This is a genomic window from Streptomyces sp. NBC_01549 (genome assembly GCF_026339955.1).
Lineage (GTDB): Bacteria > Actinomycetota > Actinomycetes > Streptomycetales > Streptomycetaceae > Streptomyces.
In genome coordinates this window covers 276,801-295,034 of the sequence record NZ_JAPEPW010000002.1, presented here as the reverse complement: position 1 = coordinate 295,034, position 18,234 = coordinate 276,801, and the positions used below count along the sequence as shown (strand labels likewise).

Genomic DNA, 18,234 nt, shown 5'->3' with positions numbered 1-18,234 from the left:
GGTTCGACGAGGTTGCTAAGGCATCATGCCCGGTGGCCTAGGGGGAAGCGGTCGAGCACGGCCTGTACCTCGTCGGCGCTGACGTTGGCGTCGAAGGGTTCGGCTCCCGATTCCAGCCGTACGCGTTCGGTAGGCAGGCCGGCGACCGCGGGGTCGAAACCGAAGGCGTTCACGAGGGTCGTGACCGGCGATGAGGACCACCTTGCGGCCAGTTGCCCCGGCCGGGCGGGTTTGGCCCTCGATGTCGTGGTCCCCATGTGGTGGAACGTCTTCATCACGCGGGATCCCGGCATAAACGCCTGGACGATCTCGCTGGTGGAGATGCGCGGATCAGTACAGGCGTCACGCATGCCGTCGACTTCCCGGCCGTCGCCCCACCGTCACCACCTTGACAGGTTACGTGTGGTTGGTGCAGCCTTGTCGCTACCAAGTAGCGGTGAGCCGGTTCGCTACGACCGAAAGGACACCACCGTGGGAACTGAAGGTGCGATCGACGCGGCAGCAGCGGCACGGCACGAGCGGTTCGGTACGCTGCCGGAGCGTATCCGTTATGAGGAAATGGTTGAGGAGAGGGAGGCTGCGCCGAATGGCCTGGCACCTGACTCTTACAACCCCGAAGGTTCGTGGAATCATTTCTCGTGCCTTGCATTGGACCTGGGTCTCTGAATCATGACCGGGGGTGTCACTAGAACTTCGGGGGAGGAGCCTACATATATGAGGGACGGAAACAGTGCTCCTTACAGGACGAGTAAGGACCACGAAGTCCTCTTGTCCATGCTTCGCAATGTGAACTGCGATGATCAGCGCAAACCCGTTAGGGATTTTGAAGAATCTGCTTCAAAGGCGCATCAGTTGGCGGCGATCACGTTTCTCGGCACGTTCTTCCAGTGAGTCCTGCCGCTCCCAACGGTCAGACGCGCTCCGTATGTCTGGAACGATGTCCCCTTCGCTGACCGCCTACGCTGTCCACTATCCAGAGCGTTGACCACGGAAAGATGCCGCGTCAGAGCGCCAACCTCCCCATGGTTGGTTTCGGACATCGCGCAGACCGCTGACATCAAGCAGCTTGAGCGACGGCGGCTGTCGTACACGTGGGAACCTCCGTCCGAACATTTGACAGTCACAGGAGATGATGCGGACTCTGTCGTCATGCTGATCACTGCGTGTGGCCCGGGGCCGGGGAACCGCACGGAGCAGTCGGCGGCAGCGGAGCCATGATCGTCTGACGCGCGGCGGCGGTACCCTGCCCCGCATGCGGCAGACGGGGTACCGGCTTACGCTGATGGCTGGTGCACAATCCCTCAGTCGCCTACCCGACCGGTTGCTGGGCGGAGAATCCTCCAGCCCTCTACGCGGCTGGAGGATTACAACGCCGTCCATTTCGCTCTACGTCAATTAGTCACAGTGTTGCCGAAGCCTGTCCATACACACGCCTCTCGGTCATGCCGTATTGAGCAGCCGCCACCTCCTGGAGCGTTGAATCATGAGCTCTCAGAACGTTAAGGTCGCCATCGTTACGGGTGCCTCGCAGGGTATCGGTGCGAGCATCGCCGAGGCATTTCGTAAAATTGGTTACGGCGTCATCGCGAACTCCCGCAGCATTGCACCTTCCAGCGACGAGGGCATCCTGGCGGTCCCAGGAGATATCGCCGAGGCGGCCACCGCCGAGCGAATTATCGCTGCGGGCATGGAGAGATTCGGCCGCGTCGACACCCTGATCAATAATGCCGGAATTTTCATAGCGAAGCCTTTCACGGAGTACACCCAGGAAGATTATGCAGCGGTGACCCGTGTGAACCTCGACGGCTTCTTTTACATAACGCAACTAGCCATCGAACAAATGCTGTCCCAGGGCGGTGGACACATTGTCAGCATCACCAGCAGCCTGGTCGACAACGCCGACTCACGAGTCCCTTCCGTGCTGGCTTCGCTGACTAAGGGCGGTCTGCAATCCGCTACGAAATCCCTCGCCATCGAGTACGCCACACGCGGGATTCGTGCCAACGCCGTATCGCCGGGCACCATCAACACGCCGATGCACTCGGAGGTGCCCCAGGAGGACCTCGCTGCCCTGCACCCGATCGGTCGGTTGGGAGAACAGATCGACATCGCGGATGCGGTGATCTACCTGGAGAATGCCCCATTCGTGACCGGCGAGATTCTGCACGTGGACGGTGGCGTGAGCGCCGGCCGATAGAGCCGTTCCAGGGGTGTCGGCCCCACTCACCGTGATAAGGAAAGCGCAGGCGTCGGCTCAAGGTGATCCAGTATCGCCCCGACCTCGTCGACGGCTGCAACGCTGCCACCGGCTTGAGCTTTGACGGCTGACCGAAGCGGGGGACCGGTCCCAGATCACGTGGCCCAGTCCGCACATTCCCCGATCGCCAGGTCGTCGCAGAGAAGGTCTCCCAGAATCCGTTGCGCACGAGAGTGGTCTCGTCGATGCCGGAGACGAGGTCGCGCAGCTCTTCCGCCACGTACTCGCACTTCTCCTCGTCGCCGTCCGCGCAGAAGGGGAGTGAGATCCCGGTCGCGACGCATCGGTTGAAGGAGTCGAGGTTTCCGTTCACGTGACTGGCCGTCGCTGACTCGATCTTGGGAATCCGCACCACGTGACCACTGGCCACGTCAATGGCGAAGCGTCCGCGCAGACCACTCGTGGCGATGGCGACCAGCCCCTGCTCACCGACCCCCTCGAAGTACACCGGCTCGCTCAGCGGTCGGTACTCGTATCCGATCAACCCGCCTGGAATGCCAGCCTCGCCGAGATGGACAGCGATGGACTGCCCGGCCACACTCATAGGCGCACGAGACGGGCGCCTGCTGTCGGGCGGCCGGTCCCGACATCACCCAATCAAGTTCAGTAGCGGGGAGCTATGCGCTCCAACACCTCGACGGCCGCGGCGATGTCGCAGCCCTCCAGGCGGGAGAAAACGTGGCGCCGCACACTGGCGAGGTTCGTAGGCCACGCCTGCTTCAGTTGCGTCCATCCGGAACTGGTGAGGACGGCGAGCCACGCTCTTCCGTCGTCAGGAGACTTCTCGCGCAGTACAAGTGATTGCGATTGCAGGCGGTTCACAACTCTGGTCATGCCGCTCAGGGACAGCCCACACATGTTTGCCAGGTCACTCATGCGCATCTGGTTGTGCGGAGCCTCGGACAGATGCACGGCCCCGGCGTAGTTGATCTTTGATGGGTTTTGGGTCGTTTGCCCAGGGGGAGGGGTGCGAGTTGCCAGACGAGCGCGGCCTCTGATGATCTTTCAGGTTCCTACGCCAGAAGATCGTCTCAGGAGCCGCGCTCGTGTCCGCATCCTCCCTGATCAGCCCTGTCCTTGGCCAGCTCACCGATCTCGCGCTGTGGGAGGCCGAGCTCGCCGCCGACCCTGTGGCAGTGGAATCCGCGCTGGTCAGCAGGTTGCGGCAGGTCCCTGACCGGCGTGCGGAGCGTGGGCGGCGGCATCCCCTGGTGGTGATCCTGGTGCTGGCCGCGTGCGCGACGCTGGTGGTCGGTGGTGACTCCATGACCGCGATCTGGCAGTGGTCCGCCCGCGCCCCGCAGGTCAAACTGGCCCGCCTCGGCGCCCGGTACGACCCGCTGGCCGGCCAGTACCTTGTGCCCAGCGAGCGCACCTTCCGCCGCGTGCTCGCCGACCTGGATGCCGACGTGCTGGACGCGGCGACCTGCGCATACGTCACCGACGTCGCGACCGGAAAGGCACCGACGCCCGAGGTCCCGGACACCCCGGGGCCCATCGAGCGCGAACAGCGCCGCGCCGCCCAGCGGGCCGTGGAACACCCGGCGCCGGCCGGGCTGCTGCCCGCTGCGGCTCTCGACGGCAAGGCCCTGACCGGCGCCCGCACCGAATCGGGGCGGGTCTTCCTGGTCGGGGCGGTCGACCACGCCAGCGGCGCGGTCCTCGGCCAGAGGCAGGTTCCGGACAAGCGCGGCGAGGGCGAGGCGGCCCGCATGCTGCTGGCCCAACTCGCCTTGTCCGGCCGGGTGTTCACCCTGGACGCCCTGCACACCACGAAGAAGACCGCCCACCTGATCACGGACCGGCTCGACGCCCACTACGTCCTGATCCTGAAGGGGAACCAGCCGCTGGCCCGCGCCGCCGCCCAGGCGCTGCTGGCCGGTACCGACGCCGAGTGGACCGAGACCACCGAGGCCGAGGACGACCGTGGGCACGGGCGCACCGAGCGTCGCACGATCCGCACCGCCCAAGCCGACGACGCCCTCTTCCCCGGCGCGGGACAGGTCTTCCGCCTGCGCCGTGACACCGGCGGCCTCGACGGAACCTGGACCGGGAAGGAGATCGTCTTCGGCGTCACCAGCCTGCCCGCCCACCTCGCAGGCCCCGCTCACCTCAACCACTACGAGAGGGTCCACTGGTCCATAGAAAACAAGATCCACTGGGTGCGGGACGTCACCTTCCATGAGGACAACTCCCAGGTCAGGACCGGCACCGCACCCCGAGCACTGGCCAGCTTCCGCAACCTGGGCATCAGCACGCTCCGCCTGGCCGGACGAGCCAACATCGCCCACGCCCGCCGCGATCTCCTCAACCACAACGACGCCTTCGCCGTCTACGGCATCTGATCAACTACCACGAAGCCGGACACAACCGAACAACGCCGGGGCCGTGCGGACAGATGTACCAAGACCATGTACTCCGTACTGCTAATCGGCTGTTCCTCGAGCATGTCCGCGTCGACGGTTCGGGGCAAGAATGACATCACTCTGCCGAGGGCCCGCAAGAAGGCCTCCTCGTCGCGATTGAGGGGCTTGATCGTCTTCGCGTCTGCCATGGTCACAGTGTAATTGCCCGTGCGTAGTCGGAAGCGACGCGCACATGTCGCTTCGATCCCTGGATGCCGATCATGGGCAAGAGTAGAGCGGCGGCTTTCAAGGGTGAGGGGGTGAAGTCTCACCTATCCCCATAAACGACTGGTTGCCATGTGTCACGGGAGGCGAACGCAATACGTATGCGTAGCTGTGAGAAATGTGTTCGTGATTCAACTAGACCGTCTTGCGAAAGTGGATCATGGTCGTGGATGCTCACTCATTGTGGGACGTGGCGATCCGGCGAGCAGCTAAAGATCTTCAACGGCTGAGGTTACGGAGGTTGGAGGTCGAGTCCGGTCTTGGCGATGAGGCCGTCGATGAGGCGGGGACGGTACCGCATCCGTTTCAGCCGCGTCTTCACCAGCGCGGTGAGCGGGTCGAGACTGTGTTCGGTGAGGTTGGCCAGCGACCTCTTCAGAAGCGACCACACGCCCTCCACCAGGTTGAACTCGGGTGCGTACGGCGGCAGCTGGTAGACGGTCAGTCATAATCGGGCGTCGATGAGCTCCCGCATGGTGCGGCTGACATGCGTGTTCAAGTTGATGCCCCTATGTGCTGTCAACCGGTGCCAGGTGCCGGTTGTGGCAGTGAGACGCCTCGAATGTATTGATAGATCTCTCGTGTCACGTAGCGCTTGAGACACCGGATGATCTCGCGTTTGGTCTTGCCCTCAGCGCTGCGTCGTTCGAGGTAGTGCTGGGTTCGTTCCTCGCGTCAGAGGCGAGTGAGCACGATGCGGTAGAGCGCCGCGTTCGCTTGCCGGTTGCCGCCGCGGTTGAGGCGGCGGTGCCGGCTCTTGCCGGATGAATGCTCGACCCTCTCTGTCAAAGTAGATCGAGTCAGGCATACTGGATGATTCATTGAGTCGAGGGCGGAGAAGGAGTAGTGCCCGGGTGGCCAGCACGAATGACCACGGGACCCCTGATCCGCAGGTAGAAGCCCGTTCGGCCGGTCCGCGCCGGTATACCGCGGAGTACAAGGCGAGGATCCTCGCGGAGTACGAGACGTTGGACAAGAAGGGCAAGGGTGCTCTGCTGCGGCGGGAGGGCCTGTATTCGTCGCTGATCACGACGTGGCGGCAACAGCGGGACAAGGGTGCCCTGGACGCGCTCGCCGCGTCGGCCGGACGGCCGAAGGCGGACCCCAGGGACAAGGAGATCGAGAAGCTCAAGGCGGAGAAAGCCCGCCTGGAAGCCGACCTCGCGAAGGCCCGCACCGTCATCGAGGTCCAGGAAAACTCTCCGCGCTGCTCGACCAGTTCGCCACGGACAGCGCCCCGACCCGGAACGGCGAGAAGAACCAGTGACCGAAGCCCAGCTCGCGGCCGTGGCGTTCAACACCGCCCGCAATCAGGCCCTTGAAGAGCTCAGCGGGCTGGTCGGACGCGTCCAGGCATGCGCCGCTCTCGGCGTGAGCCGTGCCACCTACTACCGCCAACACCGCCGAAGCCCCGCCCCGGCCAAGCCGCGGCCAGAACGGCGCCGACACGCCCGCGCTCTCACACCCGAGGAGGAGATACGGGTCCTCGACGTGCTCCATTCCCTGGAGTTCGCCGACATGGCGCCCGCCGAGATCTACGCGGTGCTCCTGGACCGGGGTGTCTACCTGTGCTCGGAGTCGACGATGTACCGGCTCCTGCGACGGCATGGCGAGGTCCGTGAACGCCGCCGCCAGGCCGTCCACCCGCCCCGGACCGTTCCCGAGCTGGTCGCCGAGGGCCCGAACCGGGTATGGAGCTGGGACATCACGAAGCTGAAGGGGCCGGTCAAGGGCGTCTACTACTGCCTCTACACGATCATCGACATCTTCAGCCGCTACACGGTCGGCTGGATGATCGCCGCCCACGAGAACAAGGACCTCGCCGAGCGGTTCCTGTCCGAGTCGATCGCCAAGTACGGTATCGAACCAGGGCAGTTGACGATCCACTCGGACCGCGGGTCCCCGATGGTCGCGCAGAACGTCGCCCAGATGATGGCCCATCTCGGCGTCACCAAGTCGCATTCGCGGCCGAAGACGTCGAACGACAACCCGTACAGCGAGAGCCAGTACAAGACCCTGAAATACCGGCACGACTTTCCCGAGCGTTTCGGATCCCTCGAGGACGCCCGGGCGTGGTGCACCCAGTTCTTCACCTGGTACAACGAAGAGCATCGGCACTCCGGGATCGGCCTGCACACGCCCTACGACGTGCACTTCGGTCTCGCCGAGCAGCTCCGCGAGATGCGTGCCGACGTCCTCCAGACGGTCTACGCGAAGCACCCCGAACGCTTCGTCCGCAAACCACCCGAGCCTCCCAAGCTCCCCGCAGCGGCCTGGATCAACCAGCCGGCACCAGACGGCCCACTGATCCCAGCACAGCGTTAGAACGATCTACCTGCCTTGATCGCTTTGACAGGTTCCGCGACGGGGCTCGCGCCGCAGAGGGCAGCGAAGGACGCCTCACTGGTGAGGCGGTTGTGGTTTTCTCCCGCAGCGATGAGGAGAGCTGCCGCGCTGTCGGGGCCCACTCCGAAGACCTTGAGAAGGTCGGAGTTGAGAGCACGGATCGTGAGAGTGATCTGCTTCTTGAGGGCGGTGATCTGCTCGGACAGGTGGCGGATACGCACCGTCAGGAGCTGCAGGGCCTGGTGCACCACGCCGTGCTCGGGGTTGAGCTCGGCACAGGCGGCGAAGAGCGCCGGGTTGCGCAGCGGTTCCAGCTGTTCACGCAGCTGCGAGTGCTTGGAGTCGAGCCAGGGCAAACTGCTCGCAAGCCGCTGGTCGGCACGCCGCACGTCCACCGTGGCTGTCAGCAATGCGCTCATAGTGCGCTTCCTTTCCATGCAGAGATCTCCATAATGTTCAACACTCAACGTCCACGTTACGTCAGAGTCACATGAATATTCAAGTTATTAGGTGAGTGGGTACGGGGCTTGCCCGTCGACGTCGCCACCGTGGCTCACTCAGGAGGGTCGGACCGCGCCATGGCGCCATCCGGCGCTCCTGAGGCCCTACGTCTGCGGCCTTGTCCGAATCGGTGATCCAGGCATCCAATCGCGACAGGCCAGGCTGGTACGCTCTCGAAATGACCACTCCCGACAAGTCTCAGCAGGTGGACGAGCATGCTGACTTGTGGCTCACGCCGGCCGAACTGGCGTCGTGGATGTCGGTGGTCCGCCTGGTCTCCAGGCTTCCCTGGGCCATCGACGCTCAGCTGCAGCGCGACGCGGAGCTGAGCATGGTCGAATATATGGCCCTGGCCATGCTGGCCGAGGCCTCCGAGTGGACCCTGCGCATGAGCACACTGGCCGAGCACACCAACTCGTCGCTGTCCCGGCTGTCGCACATGGTGAAACGACTGGAAAGTCGTGGCTACGTCAGGCGTGAACCGGACCCGAGCGACGGACGCTTCACCAACGCCATCCTCCTGCCCGACGGTATGAGGAAGTTGGAATCGGCCGCGCCCGGCCATGTGGCCCATGTCCGTCACCTCGTGGTGGACAACCTGTCCAGCGAGCGCCTGCGTCGGCTCGGCCAGGACGCTGAGCGCATCCTGCAGCGCATCGACTCGCCCGCACGCTGAGCGCACCGCGCACACCGCATGCGCCTTCTTTGGGGATTTCGCGGCGGTGGTGCCGACCCGGCGGGAGCGTGCGTGGCCCCCAAGGCGAGGGCCACTGAGGTGCGCCCCATGTCCGCGATCGGCTCGGCCCGGCGGGCGCGTGTGCGGTCAAGCTGCTCAACTCTCCACGTCGACAGTTTTGCGACTCAATCACTTGAGCGTTAAAGTAGTTGAGCGTGAGGAAGCCGCACTCGTCACTCGCGCGAACCAGGAGAGCCCAAAATGCACCGCAGCGAGAACGCGAGCTTCTTCAGTTCTACGTCACCGGCAATGTGGTCATCGTGCAGCTGCGCCCGCAGGGCACTCGCCTTGGCCCGCTGGAGCTCCCCAGTGGCACCATGCCTGCGACCGGGGAGAGCGGTAGCCGTTGTCGTAGTGAGAAGTTCGCCTGCCAGTCGAACCAAGGTTCCCGCCCGGGTGGTCTTCCGGGCCCCGGGCATGAGGGCGGGGCCTCCTGCAAAGCTCACAGGCGCGTGCGTACAGCTGCGGCGACGGGGTTCGTAGGTGCGGATCCATCCGAGCGGCAGGGAGCGTGTGATTGCCTCGCGCATCTGTAGGGGAGCGCCGACGGCCCCAGGCGGGTGGCAGTTGACCTAATTCCCCATCGGCAGCACCGGCTTCCCAAGCGGTACGGTCGGTCGGCAGCGATCCGATCGGCGGCACTGTCTCGTCAAGGATCGCGAACGACCTTCGCGTCTCTGCACGGACAGAGTCAGCCCCGTCCGGGCCAGGACGGCCAGAATCTCCATGGCCTCGGCGACGTATCGGCAAAGCCCGATCAGGCGGAGTCACCGCCTCCGACCTGCGGATTCCAGGGGTCTCCTGCACCACCTGGCGAGACGACACCACGGTCGGACCGTCTGACCGGACCGATACCGCGAAGCAGGGACACGATGGATGCAGAGGTAGCACCCGCTGAGGGAGGGCGCCTCGGGCCCACGGCGAACCGGAGGAGAGACGATGGACGAGCACGTGGCCTTCATCCCAGAGCCCCTCAGATCTCGGCTCTCTCGGATGTCGCGACGAGCGAGGTCGTCGTCCTGGACCGGCAGGTGACGCGCGCCGAGATGGCGGAGTGCGTGCTCGGCCGTGTCCCCGGGGTGGTCTCCGTGGCCGGCCACTCTCTCGGCGGCTGGGTCGCCCAGGAGATCGCCGCCAGGGCCCCCGAGGGCGTGAGCGCTCTCTTCCAGTGGCTTTGAAGGGTCGCGCCAGGAGATGGTGCTCTCACGAGTGAGTCGGCGGGCCATGAGGTCGCTCATGGCGAGGTGGATCATGGGTTCGGAGCGGTGAGGGCGGGTTTCGTCGTAGCGGACCAGACGGCGGTTGAGCATCAGCCGGCCGTAGGTCCGCTCTACCGGCCAGCGTTTCGGGATGGGTGTGAATCCCCTGGGCCCGGGGGTGTGTTGGACGCTCCGCACCCCGGTGCGGTTCACATGCAAGACCGCGTTCATGATCTCGCGCAGCTCGTGTCCGGGCGGCCGTCCGATGTCCAGGGCATGACGGCGCCGCTCGGTCCGCCAGGCCGTGCGGACCGGCTCGGTCAACTCCCCGCGGGCATCGGGTCAGGTCCTCGTACTACGGGCGATGCGATACAGCACGTTGGTACGCAGTGGTCCTGCGGGCGCGGTGGGGTCGTCGAAGTCGTCGGCCGGGTCCCGGGTCATGCCGATCCGGCGCATCACCGCCTGTGAACGGAGGTTGGTGGCCGTGGTCACAGCGAGGATCTCGGGAAGCTCAAGAGTGTCGAAGCCGTGGGCCAGGGCTGTCCGCGCGGCCTCGGTGGCGTAGCCCTGTCCCCAGGCCGAGCGGGCGAGCCTCCAGCCGATCTCCACTCCGGTGAACGGCATGCCGTCATCGACCTGGTCCAAGCCCGCGAAGCCTATGAACTCTCCCGTGGCCTGCACCTCAACCGCCCACCACCCGTATCCTCGCTGGTCGAACTCGGCCTGGAACCGCGCCACGGAGTCATCGCTCTGTTCGCGGGTAAGTAGGTCGCCCAAGTGCTCCCGAACTTCGGGATCGGCATTCATCGCCGCCCATGGTTCAACGTCGGAGTCACGCCATCGGCGGAGGGTGAGTCGATCGGTGCGCAGTTCGGACATGCTGCCCAGCCAACGTGAACTCTGACCTGGAGGCAATCCCTTTTTCCCGCACCCAGGGACGCACCCCTCTCCAGGCGCCCGACCGCCTGAGACCGCGAATCAGCCGGGCGCGGTGCGGTGGGCGGTGTCCCTCGCCGTGACATCCACCACGTCGGGGTCAGCGGCGTCGTGTACACGAGAACGGGCATCAGGTGCACATTGCGTGATGACGGTGCCGGCTTGAGGAGACGGGCCTGCCCCCGAGGAGGAGACCGCTCGGCCTCGGAGGCAGCTCGCGTTACGCGGCGAGTTCCTTGCTGATGCGGTCCAGCATGAACGCCGAGGACTCCCGGGCGCGTTCCTCCCAAGCGAAGACGCAGGCGGTGGCGACGCCGTCGAAGTTCAGTTCGCGGAGCGTGCCGAAGAAGGCGTCCCAGTCGACCTCGCCTTGGCCGATGTCGAGGTGTTGGTGGACGCGGGTTGTGGTGCCGGGCGGGTTGAGGATGTAGCGCAGGCCGGACGATCCCTTGTGGTTGAAAGAGTCCGCGATGTGCACGTGCTGGAGCTTGTCGCCCGCGTGGCGCATCATCGCTGCGACGTCCGCACCACCGTCCGACGCTCCGGAGAGGTGGAAGGAGTGCGGGGCACAGTAGAGGTAGTTCACCCAGGTCTTGTTGACGGCGCGTACGAGGTCGACCGCCGATGTGTTCTCCTCACAGAAGTCGTCCGGGTGCGCCTCCAGGTTGAGGGCGATGCCCTCGCTTTCGAAGACGGGCAGCAGTTCCTCCATGGAACGCCAGAAGGCTGCCTCGCTCTCGGCGGCTCGCTCGGGGCGGCCGTTGAACTCCGAGTTCACCAATGGGCATTCGAGCTCGGCGGTGATCTCGATCATCCGCTTCCAGTAGCGGACGGCAGCCTGCCGCTCGGTCTCGTCGGGTGAGGACCACTTGTAGAGCGGAAGCACGGAGGAGAGCTGGACGCCGTGCCTGCGCAGCGAGTTCTTCAAGTCGGCCACGCGCTCGTCGTCCGCCCGTGGGTGAAGGAAGAACGGCATGAAGTCGTCTCGCGGGGACAGCTCTATGTACTGGTAGCCGAGGTCGGCGACCGTCCGCACCATCTCGTCGAGCGGCAGGGCGCGGAACATGTACGGGTCGAGGGCGATCTTCATGCGGTGCCTCCGTAAAGGGTGGGGCGGGGCTTCATGTCCACGGTGACGACGGCGCCGTCGTATTCCAGGGACCGGACCGCCGCGTCGGTGATGACGGTGGCGGCGTAGCCGTCCCAGGCGGACGGGCCGGTGGGCTCGCCGTCGGTCCCGATGGCCGCGACCCATTCGCGGAACTCGGTGTCGAAGGCATCCGTGAAACGGGCCTTCCAGTCATCCATGACGGCGGTGGTGTGCCGTCCTGCGGTGCGGATGGCGACGGCGGCCGGGTCGGGCAGGCGGGTGAGGCCCCTCTCGCCGACGGTCTCGCACTGAATGTCGTAGCCGTACTGGCAGTTGACGAAGACCTCCAGATCGATTCGGACGCCGTTCGCGGTCTCGAAGAGCATGATCTGAGGGTCCTTCAGGTGCTCGAAGCGGTGGCTCGTGGCGCGTGGGGTGATCACCTGAGCGGAGACGATCTCGTCGTCGAGCAGCCAGCGCAACACGTCGATTTCGTGCACGGCCGTGTCCTGGGCGGCCATGGCGGAGGTGTACGACTCGGGGACGTCGGCGTTGCGGTGGGCGCAGTGCACCATCAACGGGGCACCGAGGGCGCCGGAGGCGATGACCTGCTTCATCTGGCGGTAGCCCGCGTCGAATCGGCGCATGAAGCCGACCTGCACGAGGCGGCGGCCGTGGGCGCGCTCGGCCTCGAGGATGCGCATACAGTCCTCAGCGGTTGTGGCGAGGGGCTTCTCACAGAAGACGGGCTTGCCTGCGGCGAGGGCGTTCAGGACGTGCTCGGCATGGGTTGGACCCCAGGAGGTGACGAGGACGGCGTCCACGTCGGGAGAGTTGGTCAGCTCGGCGCCGGTCGGCAGCGCCATCGCGCCCACACGGGCGGCCACCTCGGCTGCCCGGGCCTGGTCAAGGTCGGTCACGGCGGTGACGGCGGCGCCGGTGACGACCTCGGTGAGCCGTCGTATGTGGTCCTGGCCGATCATTCCGGCGCCGATGACGCCTACCCGTACGGTCATGGTCGTTTTTCCTTCGAGGGTCAGGAGAAGCGTGTGCGGAGTTCGGCTTGGAGGGTTTCGAGGGTGCGGCCCCTGGTTTCGGGGACGTAGAGCTTGACGAAGACGAGGGAGAGGACACCCGCCACGACAAAGAGGAAGAAGGTGTGGGAGATACCGATCCCGGAGACCAGGGACGGGAAGACCAGGCCGATCGCGAAGTTGGTCAGCCACAGCACCACGGCCGCGATGCCCATCCCGAGTCCATGCATCCGCATCGGGAAGATCTCCGACAGCATCAGCCAGGTCACCGGCGAGATCGCGCCCTGTTGGAAGGCGAGGAAGGTGACGGTCATCGCCAGCACGGCGAACGCACGGCCCGTGCCTTCCGGCAACGCCAGCGAGAACACGCCGATCAGCAACAGGGCGCAGGTGGTGCCGACCTGACCGGTCATCAGCATGGGGCGGCGGTTGACGCGACCCAGGAGCCAGATGCCGACGAAGGTGGCCAGCACCGAGATCACACCGTTGGCGATGTTCGCCGTCAGCGCGCTGTCGGCGGTGAAGCCGGCGTCAGTGAGGATCTGGGTGCCGTAGTACATGATCGTGTTGACGCCGGTGATCTGTTGCACGATCGCGATGCCGAAGCCGATGAACATCAGTCGGCGCACCCAGGGAGTGGCCTTCATGTCCCTCCAGCCACCGAGCTTTTCCTGCTCGTCCTTGACGGCGAGCGCGGACACCTCGCTCAGTTCGGCCTGGGCCCGGGCCTCGGACCTGACCTGCCTGAGTACTTCGAAGGCCTCGTTGAAGCGGCTCTGGGAAGCAAGCCAGCGGGGGCTGTCCGGCATGACCAGCATGCCGAACCAGAGCACGACGGCCGGGATCGTGGCGATCGCGAGCATCCAGCGCCAGACACCGCCGGACTCACCACCCACGTCGGCGATGATCGCGTTGGAGGTGAAGGCGAGCAACTGACCGCTGACGACCATGAGTTCGTTGTGGGTGACCAGTGCGCCGCGTCGCTCCGCGGGCGAGATCTCCGCGAGGTAGACGGGTACGGTCACCGACGCGCCGCCGACCGCGAGGCCGAGTACGAACCGCGCGACCACCATGACCGCGGTGGTCGGGGCCAGCGTGCAGCCGAGTGCGCCGACGAAGAACAGCACGGCCAGCGTCAGGATGCTGCGCCGCCTGCCCCGCGCGTCCGAGAGCCGGCCGCCGGCCACGGCCCCGAGGGCGGCGCCCAGCAGCAGCGAGCTGGTGACCATGCCCTCGGTGACCGGGGTCAGTCCCAGGTCGTCGGTCATGTACGGCAAGGCACCGTTGATGACGCCGGTGTCGTAGCCGAAGAGGAGTCCGCCGAAGGTGGCGATGACGGTGATGACCCGGAGCCTTCGTCGTACCGCGGCCGGTGCGTCGTCGGTGATCCGGGGTGGGGTGGTGAGTGCCGTTGCCGTGCCGTCCCTGACATCCATGGCGCCTCCTAGCAGGTGGTCTTCGGTCGTCGGGTTCCGGAGAGGCCGCAACCGGCCAGGTGTTCACGGGTGCGTACGGCGATGGGCAGCGGCACATCGGGAGCGCACGGGTACAGGTCCTGCTCGACGATCACGAACAACTCGGCTTCGAGTTTTGCGAGTTCGGCCACCACATCGGCCGGGCTCGGCACGCCCTCCGGCGGGGACACGCACACCCCGCGTTGTACGGCCTCGCCGAACGAGAGGTTCTCCTTGGCCACCTGGACGAGGACCGCCGGGTCCATCTGCTTGATGTGCACATAGCCGACGCGTTCCCCGAAGCGGCGAATCAGGTCCAGGTTGTCGCCACCGCCGTATGCCACATGGCCGGTGTCCAGGCAGAGATTGGTGTACCGGCTGTCGGACTCGTTCAGCAGCCGCTCGATCTCGGGCTGGGTCTGGATGTGGCTGTCGGCGTGCGGGTGGATCACAAGCCGTACGTCGTAGTCATCGAGCAGGAGTCGGCCGAGACGGTCGGCGGCCCGGCCGAAGCCCGCCCACTGCGCGGCGGTCAGCTCGGGCGGCTCAGTGAACCCGCCGGTCTTCTCGTCCCGGTACATGGGCGGGATCAGGACCAGATGGTGGGCGCCCGCGGCGGCGGTCAGCGTGGCCACTTGCCTTACGTGGGCGAGCATCTCGTCCCAGGCTTCCGGCCGGTGCAGCGCGCCGAAGGCGGTGCCGCCGGAGACCTGGAGCCCACGGGCGTCGAGTTCGGCCTTCAGCCGCTGCGGGTCGGTGGGGAGGAAACCGTAGGGGCCGAGCTCAAGCCACTCGTAGCCGGCCTGCGCGAGTTCGTCGAGGAAGCGCGGGTACGTCACCTGGTGCTCGTCCTCGGGGAACCAGACGCCCCAGGAGTCGGGGGCCGAGCCCAGGCAGAGGTTGCCCGCGGTGGTGCGGAGTGGGGATGGCGCCGTTGCCATGGCGTGTCCTTGGGGGAGAGGGATGGGGACGGGGGATTTTGCGCGGGTCTTCTGTGTGTGGTCGGGGTCCTGCCGGAACATCGGTTGCCGGTTGCCGGTTGCCGGTTGCCGGTTGCCGGTCGAGGCCGAGGCCGAGGCCGAGGTGGAGGTCGAGGTCGGGAGATGGCTTCACCGTCTTCCCGGGGGCCGTCGTCCCCGCCTTCGCCCGAGGCGGGCTCCGCGAGGGTGGCGGAGCGGCTCGGCTCCTCGCTTCACTGTCGTTCCTCTCACTCCGGGGATCCCTGTAAGCGGTGCGGGAAACGGATCTTCTCGCGCGCTCTACTAGCGCGCTCTAGTCCGAGTACGATGGCTCCTGTCCAAATGTCATGTCAATAGCTTGTTGCTGGGAGATTTCGCGACTGCCCGTAGGGTGGGCGCCGTCGAAGGGTGGGTACGCAGGTGGACGCGTCGGGCAAGCAGCGGCCTACGATGACGGACGTCGCTGAGAAGGCGGGTGTCTCCCGTGCGCTGGTCTCGATCATCTTCAGGAATCAGCCCGGCGCGAGTCCGGAGACCCGTGAGCGGGTGCTGCGCGTCGCCGACGAGATCGGCTACCGCCCGGACAGCGCGGCCCGGCTGCTGGCCCGCGGCCGCAGTCGCACGCTAGGCGTGATGTTCACTGTCCACCAGACGTTCCACTCGGACCTGATCGAGGGCATCTACCCCGAGGCCGAACGGCTCGGCTACGACGTCGTCCTCTCCGCGAGCTCCCAGGGCCGCAGTGAGGCCAAGGCCGTGGAGGCTCTGCTCAGCCACCGTTGTGAGGCGCTGATCCTGCTCGGTCCGGAGGCGGAGCCGGCGTACCTGGAGGAACTCGGTCACCGTACGGCGACCGTCTCGGTCAGTCGCCGGGTCCCTCGCGCCCGTGTCGACTTCGTGCACAGCGCCGAGGCGAAGGGCATACGGCAGGCCATGGAACACCTGGTCGAGCAGGGCCACCGCCGTATCGTGCACATCGACGGCGGCCGGGGTCCCGGCTCGGTCGAACGCCGTCGCGCCTACCGGGCCGCGATGCGCCACCATGGGTTGGAGTCGGAGCTGCGGGTGATCCCCGGCGACCACACGGAGCGGTCAGGCATCGAGACCGGCAGGGTGCTCCTGGCGGAGCGCGACGGCGGGCAGCCGCTGCCGACAGCGGTTCTCGCGGGCAACGACCGGTGCGCGATGGGTTTGCTGATGGCTCTGGCGCGGGCAGGCGTCGACGTTCCGCGCGACATGTCCGTCATCGGTTACGACGACAGCCATCTCTCCCACTTGATGCCGATCGGCCTGACGACGGTTCGCCAGAATGCGGTCCTGATGGCCGAGCACGCGGTGCGGTTCGCCGTGGAACGGCTGGAGGACGAGGGCCTGGAGCCTCGAGAGGCGGTGCTGGACCCGAAGCTCGTGGTGCGTGGTACGAGCGGGCCGGTTCCGCCGGAACTGCCCTGAGGGGTAAAGGCGGCGTCGGACCGCGGTGTGATTGCGTCTGCCATGCAGGGTGACCCGGGCGCATGCCGTGGGCTTCGGCGTACGCGGCGGTGCCTCCCTCGCCGCCGAGGACTGACCGATGCGGCGAAGGGAGGCTCGGTCGCTGTGCCCACAGCGCCGGTCGGATGCTGCTATCGCGTGCCGTTCTGAGCGAACTTGGCGACGATGCCGACGTTCTCCTTGGTGACGAAGGCAGGTCCGGTGAGCACGGGCGCGGTGCCGCCTCCGCTGACGTTTCCGTTGGTCTTGTACAGCCACAGGGCGTCGACGGCGAGGTAGCCCTGGAGATACGGCTGCTGGTCGACCGCGAACTCGACCGATCCGCTCTGGACGGCCTTCACCAGGTCCTTGTTGAGGTCGAAGGTGGCGATCTTGGCTTTGCTACCGGCGTCCTGCGCCGACTGCACGGCCGTCAGTGCGAACGGGGCGCCGAGTGTGACCACTTGGTCGATGGAGGAGTCCTGCCGGAGCTTGGCCGTGATCGTCGCCTTCACGGACGGCATGTCGGTGCCGTTGACGTAGAGGGGGTCCGTCTTGCCGGTGAATCCCTTCTTCAGCCCGGCGCAGCGGGCCTCCAACGCGACCTGCCCCTGCTCCTGGATGACACAGAGAGCGTGCTTGGCGCCGAGCCGGCTCAGTCGCCGGCCGAAGGCCTGGCCGGCGATGTTCTCGTCCTGGCCGAAGTACTCGAGCATGTTGAGCCGCTGCCAGTCGTCCAAGCCGGAGTTGAAGCCCACGACCGGTATGCCGGCTGATTCGGCCTTGGCCACCACCGACTTCAGGGCGCCGGGCTTGGCCGCGGTGAGCGCGATGCCGTCGACCTTCTGGTCGATGGCGTTCTGCACGAGGTTGGCCTGGTTGCCCGCGTTGGGGTCGCTGGAGTAGACGAGCTTGACGTTGTCCTTGGCGGCCGCGGCCTGGGCACCCTTGCGGATCAGGTCCCAGAAGGTGTCACCCGGGGCGGCGTGGGTGATCATGGCCACGGTCATGCGTGGGGTGTCGGCCTTGCCCACGGAGGCGGCCGCGCCGCCTTCCTCGGACTTCTTGCCGCCCGAGCTGCTGGAGCAGCCGGCGGCGATGAGCGTGCAGGTGAGAACAACACCGGCCAAGGCGGCTGTTCGGTGGTTTCTGCGCATGTTCGTTGCACCTCTCTGTACGGGGTCAGGGCGGGTTCTGGCTGGGGGCGTCGATGGCCGGCGGCCTGACTCGATGGCTTTCGATGACGAGGAGGGGGCCGGTTCGGTCCTGCTCGGTCCGGCTCGGCGGCCGCGGTTGGTGTGTGTCGGCGGAACGTGGAGCGGTGGGGTGGCGGCGGTCATGGGTGCGGACCGCTGGCCGTTCGCGACTAGAGCGCTTTATTAGCGCGCTCTAGTGGCACGTACTATGGAGCGCTCCTCAAGTCGTGTCAACAGGTTTGTCAGGACGTTCCGACATGTGGCGGGGGCTGGATACGGCGGTGGGTGGCCCTGGGTGGTCGTCGATCTCAAGGGAGCCGCCTCGGAGACCGCAGGTGCGCTTGTTGGCCAAGTGGCCAGTCTGGACCGGGGTTTGAGGGGGTGTGAGATCGAGGTCGTCCGGTTGTCGGCCGGCCTCCGGTG

At 66.2% G+C, this 18,234-nt stretch carries 19 protein-coding genes and 1 pseudogene; 8 read left to right on the top strand and 12 right to left on the bottom strand.

Going from position 1 to position 18,234, the window contains the following annotated elements; all coding sequences use genetic code 11:
* Window positions 1–23: 23 nt before the first annotated feature.
* Window positions 24–350 carry a hypothetical protein gene (locus tag OG819_RS35885; protein ID WP_266653293.1) on the bottom strand — a complete coding sequence of 109 codons (327 nt, stop codon included), beginning with the start codon at window positions 348–350 and terminating at the stop codon, window positions 24–26.
* 121 nt (window positions 351–471) lie between these two features.
* On the opposite strand from OG819_RS35885, the gene OG819_RS35880 reads away from it, so the two are divergent.
* Entirely contained in the window at window positions 472–666 is a 195-nt protein-coding gene (locus tag OG819_RS35880) for a hypothetical protein (protein ID WP_266653291.1), read from the top strand.
* A gap of 817 nt (window positions 667–1,483) precedes the next feature.
* The gene (locus OG819_RS35875) at window positions 1,484–2,197 is read left to right on the top strand and encodes an SDR family NAD(P)-dependent oxidoreductase (RefSeq protein WP_266633766.1); all 714 of its coding nucleotides are present in this window, start codon (window positions 1,484–1,486) and stop codon (window positions 2,195–2,197) included.
* A 663-nt stretch (window positions 2,198–2,860) separates the two neighbouring features.
* Here the strand turns inward: OG819_RS35875 and OG819_RS35870 are convergent.
* Window positions 2,861–3,169, bottom strand: a complete 309-nt coding sequence (locus OG819_RS35870; RefSeq protein ID WP_266653289.1) for a MarR family transcriptional regulator — start codon at window positions 3,167–3,169, stop codon at window positions 2,861–2,863.
* 134 nt (window positions 3,170–3,303) lie between these two features.
* Between OG819_RS35870 and OG819_RS35865 the strand changes: the two genes are divergently transcribed.
* On the top strand, window positions 3,304–4,602 hold the full coding sequence (locus tag OG819_RS35865; RefSeq protein ID WP_266650140.1) for an ISAs1 family transposase: 1,299 nt from the start codon (window positions 3,304–3,306) through the stop codon (window positions 4,600–4,602).
* Window positions 4,603–5,119: 517 nt separating this feature from the next.
* Here the strand turns inward: OG819_RS35865 and OG819_RS35860 are convergent.
* Window positions 5,120–5,278: a hypothetical protein gene (locus OG819_RS35860; RefSeq protein WP_266633769.1), complete on the bottom strand. Its 159-nt coding sequence runs from the start codon at window positions 5,276–5,278 to the stop codon at window positions 5,120–5,122.
* Window positions 5,279–5,562: 284 nt separating this feature from the next.
* Window positions 5,563–5,709: a transposase gene (locus OG819_RS58720; protein WP_323139394.1), complete on the bottom strand. Its 147-nt coding sequence runs from the start codon at window positions 5,707–5,709 to the stop codon at window positions 5,563–5,565.
* A gap of 32 nt (window positions 5,710–5,741) precedes the next feature.
* On the opposite strand from OG819_RS58720, the gene OG819_RS35850 reads away from it, so the two are divergent.
* Window positions 5,742–6,209 (top strand): transposase, encoded by a 468-nt coding sequence (locus OG819_RS35850; RefSeq protein WP_266625405.1) that lies wholly within the window; start codon window positions 5,742–5,744, stop codon window positions 6,207–6,209.
* Window positions 6,151–7,212, top strand: a complete 1,062-nt coding sequence (locus OG819_RS35845; protein ID WP_266623315.1) for an IS3 family transposase — start codon at window positions 6,151–6,153, stop codon at window positions 7,210–7,212. The genes OG819_RS35850 and OG819_RS35845 overlap by 59 nt, the downstream gene beginning before the upstream one ends.
* Here OG819_RS35845 and OG819_RS35840 read toward each other — a convergent pair.
* Window positions 7,209–7,652, bottom strand: a complete 444-nt coding sequence (locus tag OG819_RS35840) for a transposase (RefSeq protein WP_266653287.1) — start codon at window positions 7,650–7,652, stop codon at window positions 7,209–7,211. The two genes, OG819_RS35845 and OG819_RS35840, sit on opposite strands and share 4 nt — an antisense overlap.
* Window positions 7,653–7,912: 260 nt before the next feature.
* Between OG819_RS35840 and OG819_RS35835 the strand changes: the two genes are divergently transcribed.
* Both OG819_RS35835 and OG819_RS35830 read left to right on the top strand, forming a co-directional pair.
* Complete coding sequence (locus OG819_RS35835) at window positions 7,913–8,410, top strand: MarR family transcriptional regulator (RefSeq protein ID WP_266653285.1); 498 nt, start codon at window positions 7,913–7,915, stop codon at window positions 8,408–8,410.
* Window positions 8,411–9,501: 1,091 nt separating this feature from the next.
* Entirely contained in the window at window positions 9,502–9,648 is a 147-nt protein-coding gene (locus tag OG819_RS35830) for a hypothetical protein (RefSeq protein WP_266655609.1), read from the top strand.
* A gap of 3 nt (window positions 9,649–9,651) precedes the next feature.
* Here the strand turns inward: OG819_RS35830 and OG819_RS35825 are convergent.
* The 6 genes and pseudogenes from OG819_RS35825 to OG819_RS35800 all read right to left on the bottom strand — a co-directional run.
* Window positions 9,652–9,993: pseudogene (locus tag OG819_RS35825) on the bottom strand (hypothetical protein); the annotation flags it as partial.
* Between the two features lie 18 nt (window positions 9,994–10,011).
* The gene (locus tag OG819_RS35820) at window positions 10,012–10,551 is read right to left on the bottom strand and encodes a GNAT family N-acetyltransferase (RefSeq protein WP_266633775.1); all 540 of its coding nucleotides are present in this window, start codon (window positions 10,549–10,551) and stop codon (window positions 10,012–10,014) included.
* Between the two features lie 277 nt (window positions 10,552–10,828).
* A complete protein-coding gene (locus OG819_RS35815) occupies window positions 10,829–11,698 on the bottom strand; it encodes a sugar phosphate isomerase/epimerase (protein ID WP_266653283.1) in 870 nt (289 codons plus the stop codon).
* Window positions 11,695–12,714, bottom strand: coding sequence for a Gfo/Idh/MocA family protein (locus tag OG819_RS35810; protein WP_266633779.1), 1,020 nt, complete (start codon window positions 12,712–12,714; stop codon window positions 11,695–11,697). The genes OG819_RS35815 and OG819_RS35810 overlap by 4 nt, the downstream gene beginning before the upstream one ends.
* A 20-nt stretch (window positions 12,715–12,734) precedes the next feature.
* A complete protein-coding gene (locus tag OG819_RS35805) occupies window positions 12,735–14,168 on the bottom strand; it encodes a sugar porter family MFS transporter (protein ID WP_266653281.1) in 1,434 nt (477 codons plus the stop codon).
* An 8-nt stretch (window positions 14,169–14,176) separates the two neighbouring features.
* Window positions 14,177–15,127 carry a TIM barrel protein gene (locus tag OG819_RS35800; protein WP_266653279.1) on the bottom strand — a complete coding sequence of 317 codons (951 nt, stop codon included), beginning with the start codon at window positions 15,125–15,127 and terminating at the stop codon, window positions 14,177–14,179.
* 468 nt (window positions 15,128–15,595) lie between these two features.
* Between OG819_RS35800 and OG819_RS35795 the strand changes: the two genes are divergently transcribed.
* Window positions 15,596–16,597, top strand: a complete 1,002-nt coding sequence (locus tag OG819_RS35795; RefSeq protein WP_266653277.1) for a LacI family DNA-binding transcriptional regulator — start codon at window positions 15,596–15,598, stop codon at window positions 16,595–16,597.
* A 170-nt stretch (window positions 16,598–16,767) separates the two neighbouring features.
* On the opposite strand, the gene OG819_RS35790 is transcribed toward OG819_RS35795, so the two are convergent.
* The gene (locus OG819_RS35790) at window positions 16,768–17,772 is read right to left on the bottom strand and encodes a substrate-binding domain-containing protein (protein WP_266653276.1); all 1,005 of its coding nucleotides are present in this window, start codon (window positions 17,770–17,772) and stop codon (window positions 16,768–16,770) included.
* Window positions 17,773–18,234: the final 462 nt, after the last annotated feature.

Bases quoted from the DNA above. Each gene is read 5' to 3' on its own strand.
- OG819_RS35885 (WP_266653293.1), bottom strand. From the start codon at position 350: ATGCGTGACGCCTGTACTGATCCGCGCATCTCCACCAGCGAGATCGTC.
- OG819_RS35875 (WP_266633766.1), top strand. From the start codon at position 1,484: ATGAGCTCTCAGAACGTTAAGGTCGCCATCGTTACGGGTGCCTCGCAG.
- OG819_RS58720 (WP_323139394.1), bottom strand. From the start codon at position 5,709: ATGAATCATCCAGTATGCCTGACTCGATCTACTTTGACAGAGAGGGTC.
- OG819_RS35840 (WP_266653287.1), bottom strand. From the start codon at position 7,652: ATGAGCGCATTGCTGACAGCCACGGTGGACGTGCGGCGTGCCGACCAG.
- OG819_RS35835 (WP_266653285.1), top strand. From the start codon at position 7,913: ATGACCACTCCCGACAAGTCTCAGCAGGTGGACGAGCATGCTGACTTG.
- OG819_RS35820 (WP_266633775.1), bottom strand. From the start codon at position 10,551: ATGTCCGAACTGCGCACCGATCGACTCACCCTCCGCCGATGGCGTGAC.
- OG819_RS35815 (WP_266653283.1), bottom strand. From the start codon at position 11,698: ATGAAGATCGCCCTCGACCCGTACATGTTCCGCGCCCTGCCGCTCGAC.
- OG819_RS35810 (WP_266633779.1), bottom strand. From the start codon at position 12,714: ATGACCGTACGGGTAGGCGTCATCGGCGCCGGAATGATCGGCCAGGAC.
- OG819_RS35805 (WP_266653281.1), bottom strand. From the start codon at position 14,168: ATGGATGTCAGGGACGGCACGGCAACGGCACTCACCACCCCACCCCGG.
- OG819_RS35800 (WP_266653279.1), bottom strand. From the start codon at position 15,127: ATGGCAACGGCGCCATCCCCACTCCGCACCACCGCGGGCAACCTCTGC.
- OG819_RS35795 (WP_266653277.1), top strand. From the start codon at position 15,596: ATGACGGACGTCGCTGAGAAGGCGGGTGTCTCCCGTGCGCTGGTCTCG.
- OG819_RS35790 (WP_266653276.1), bottom strand. From the start codon at position 17,772: ATGCGCAGAAACCACCGAACAGCCGCCTTGGCCGGTGTTGTTCTCACC.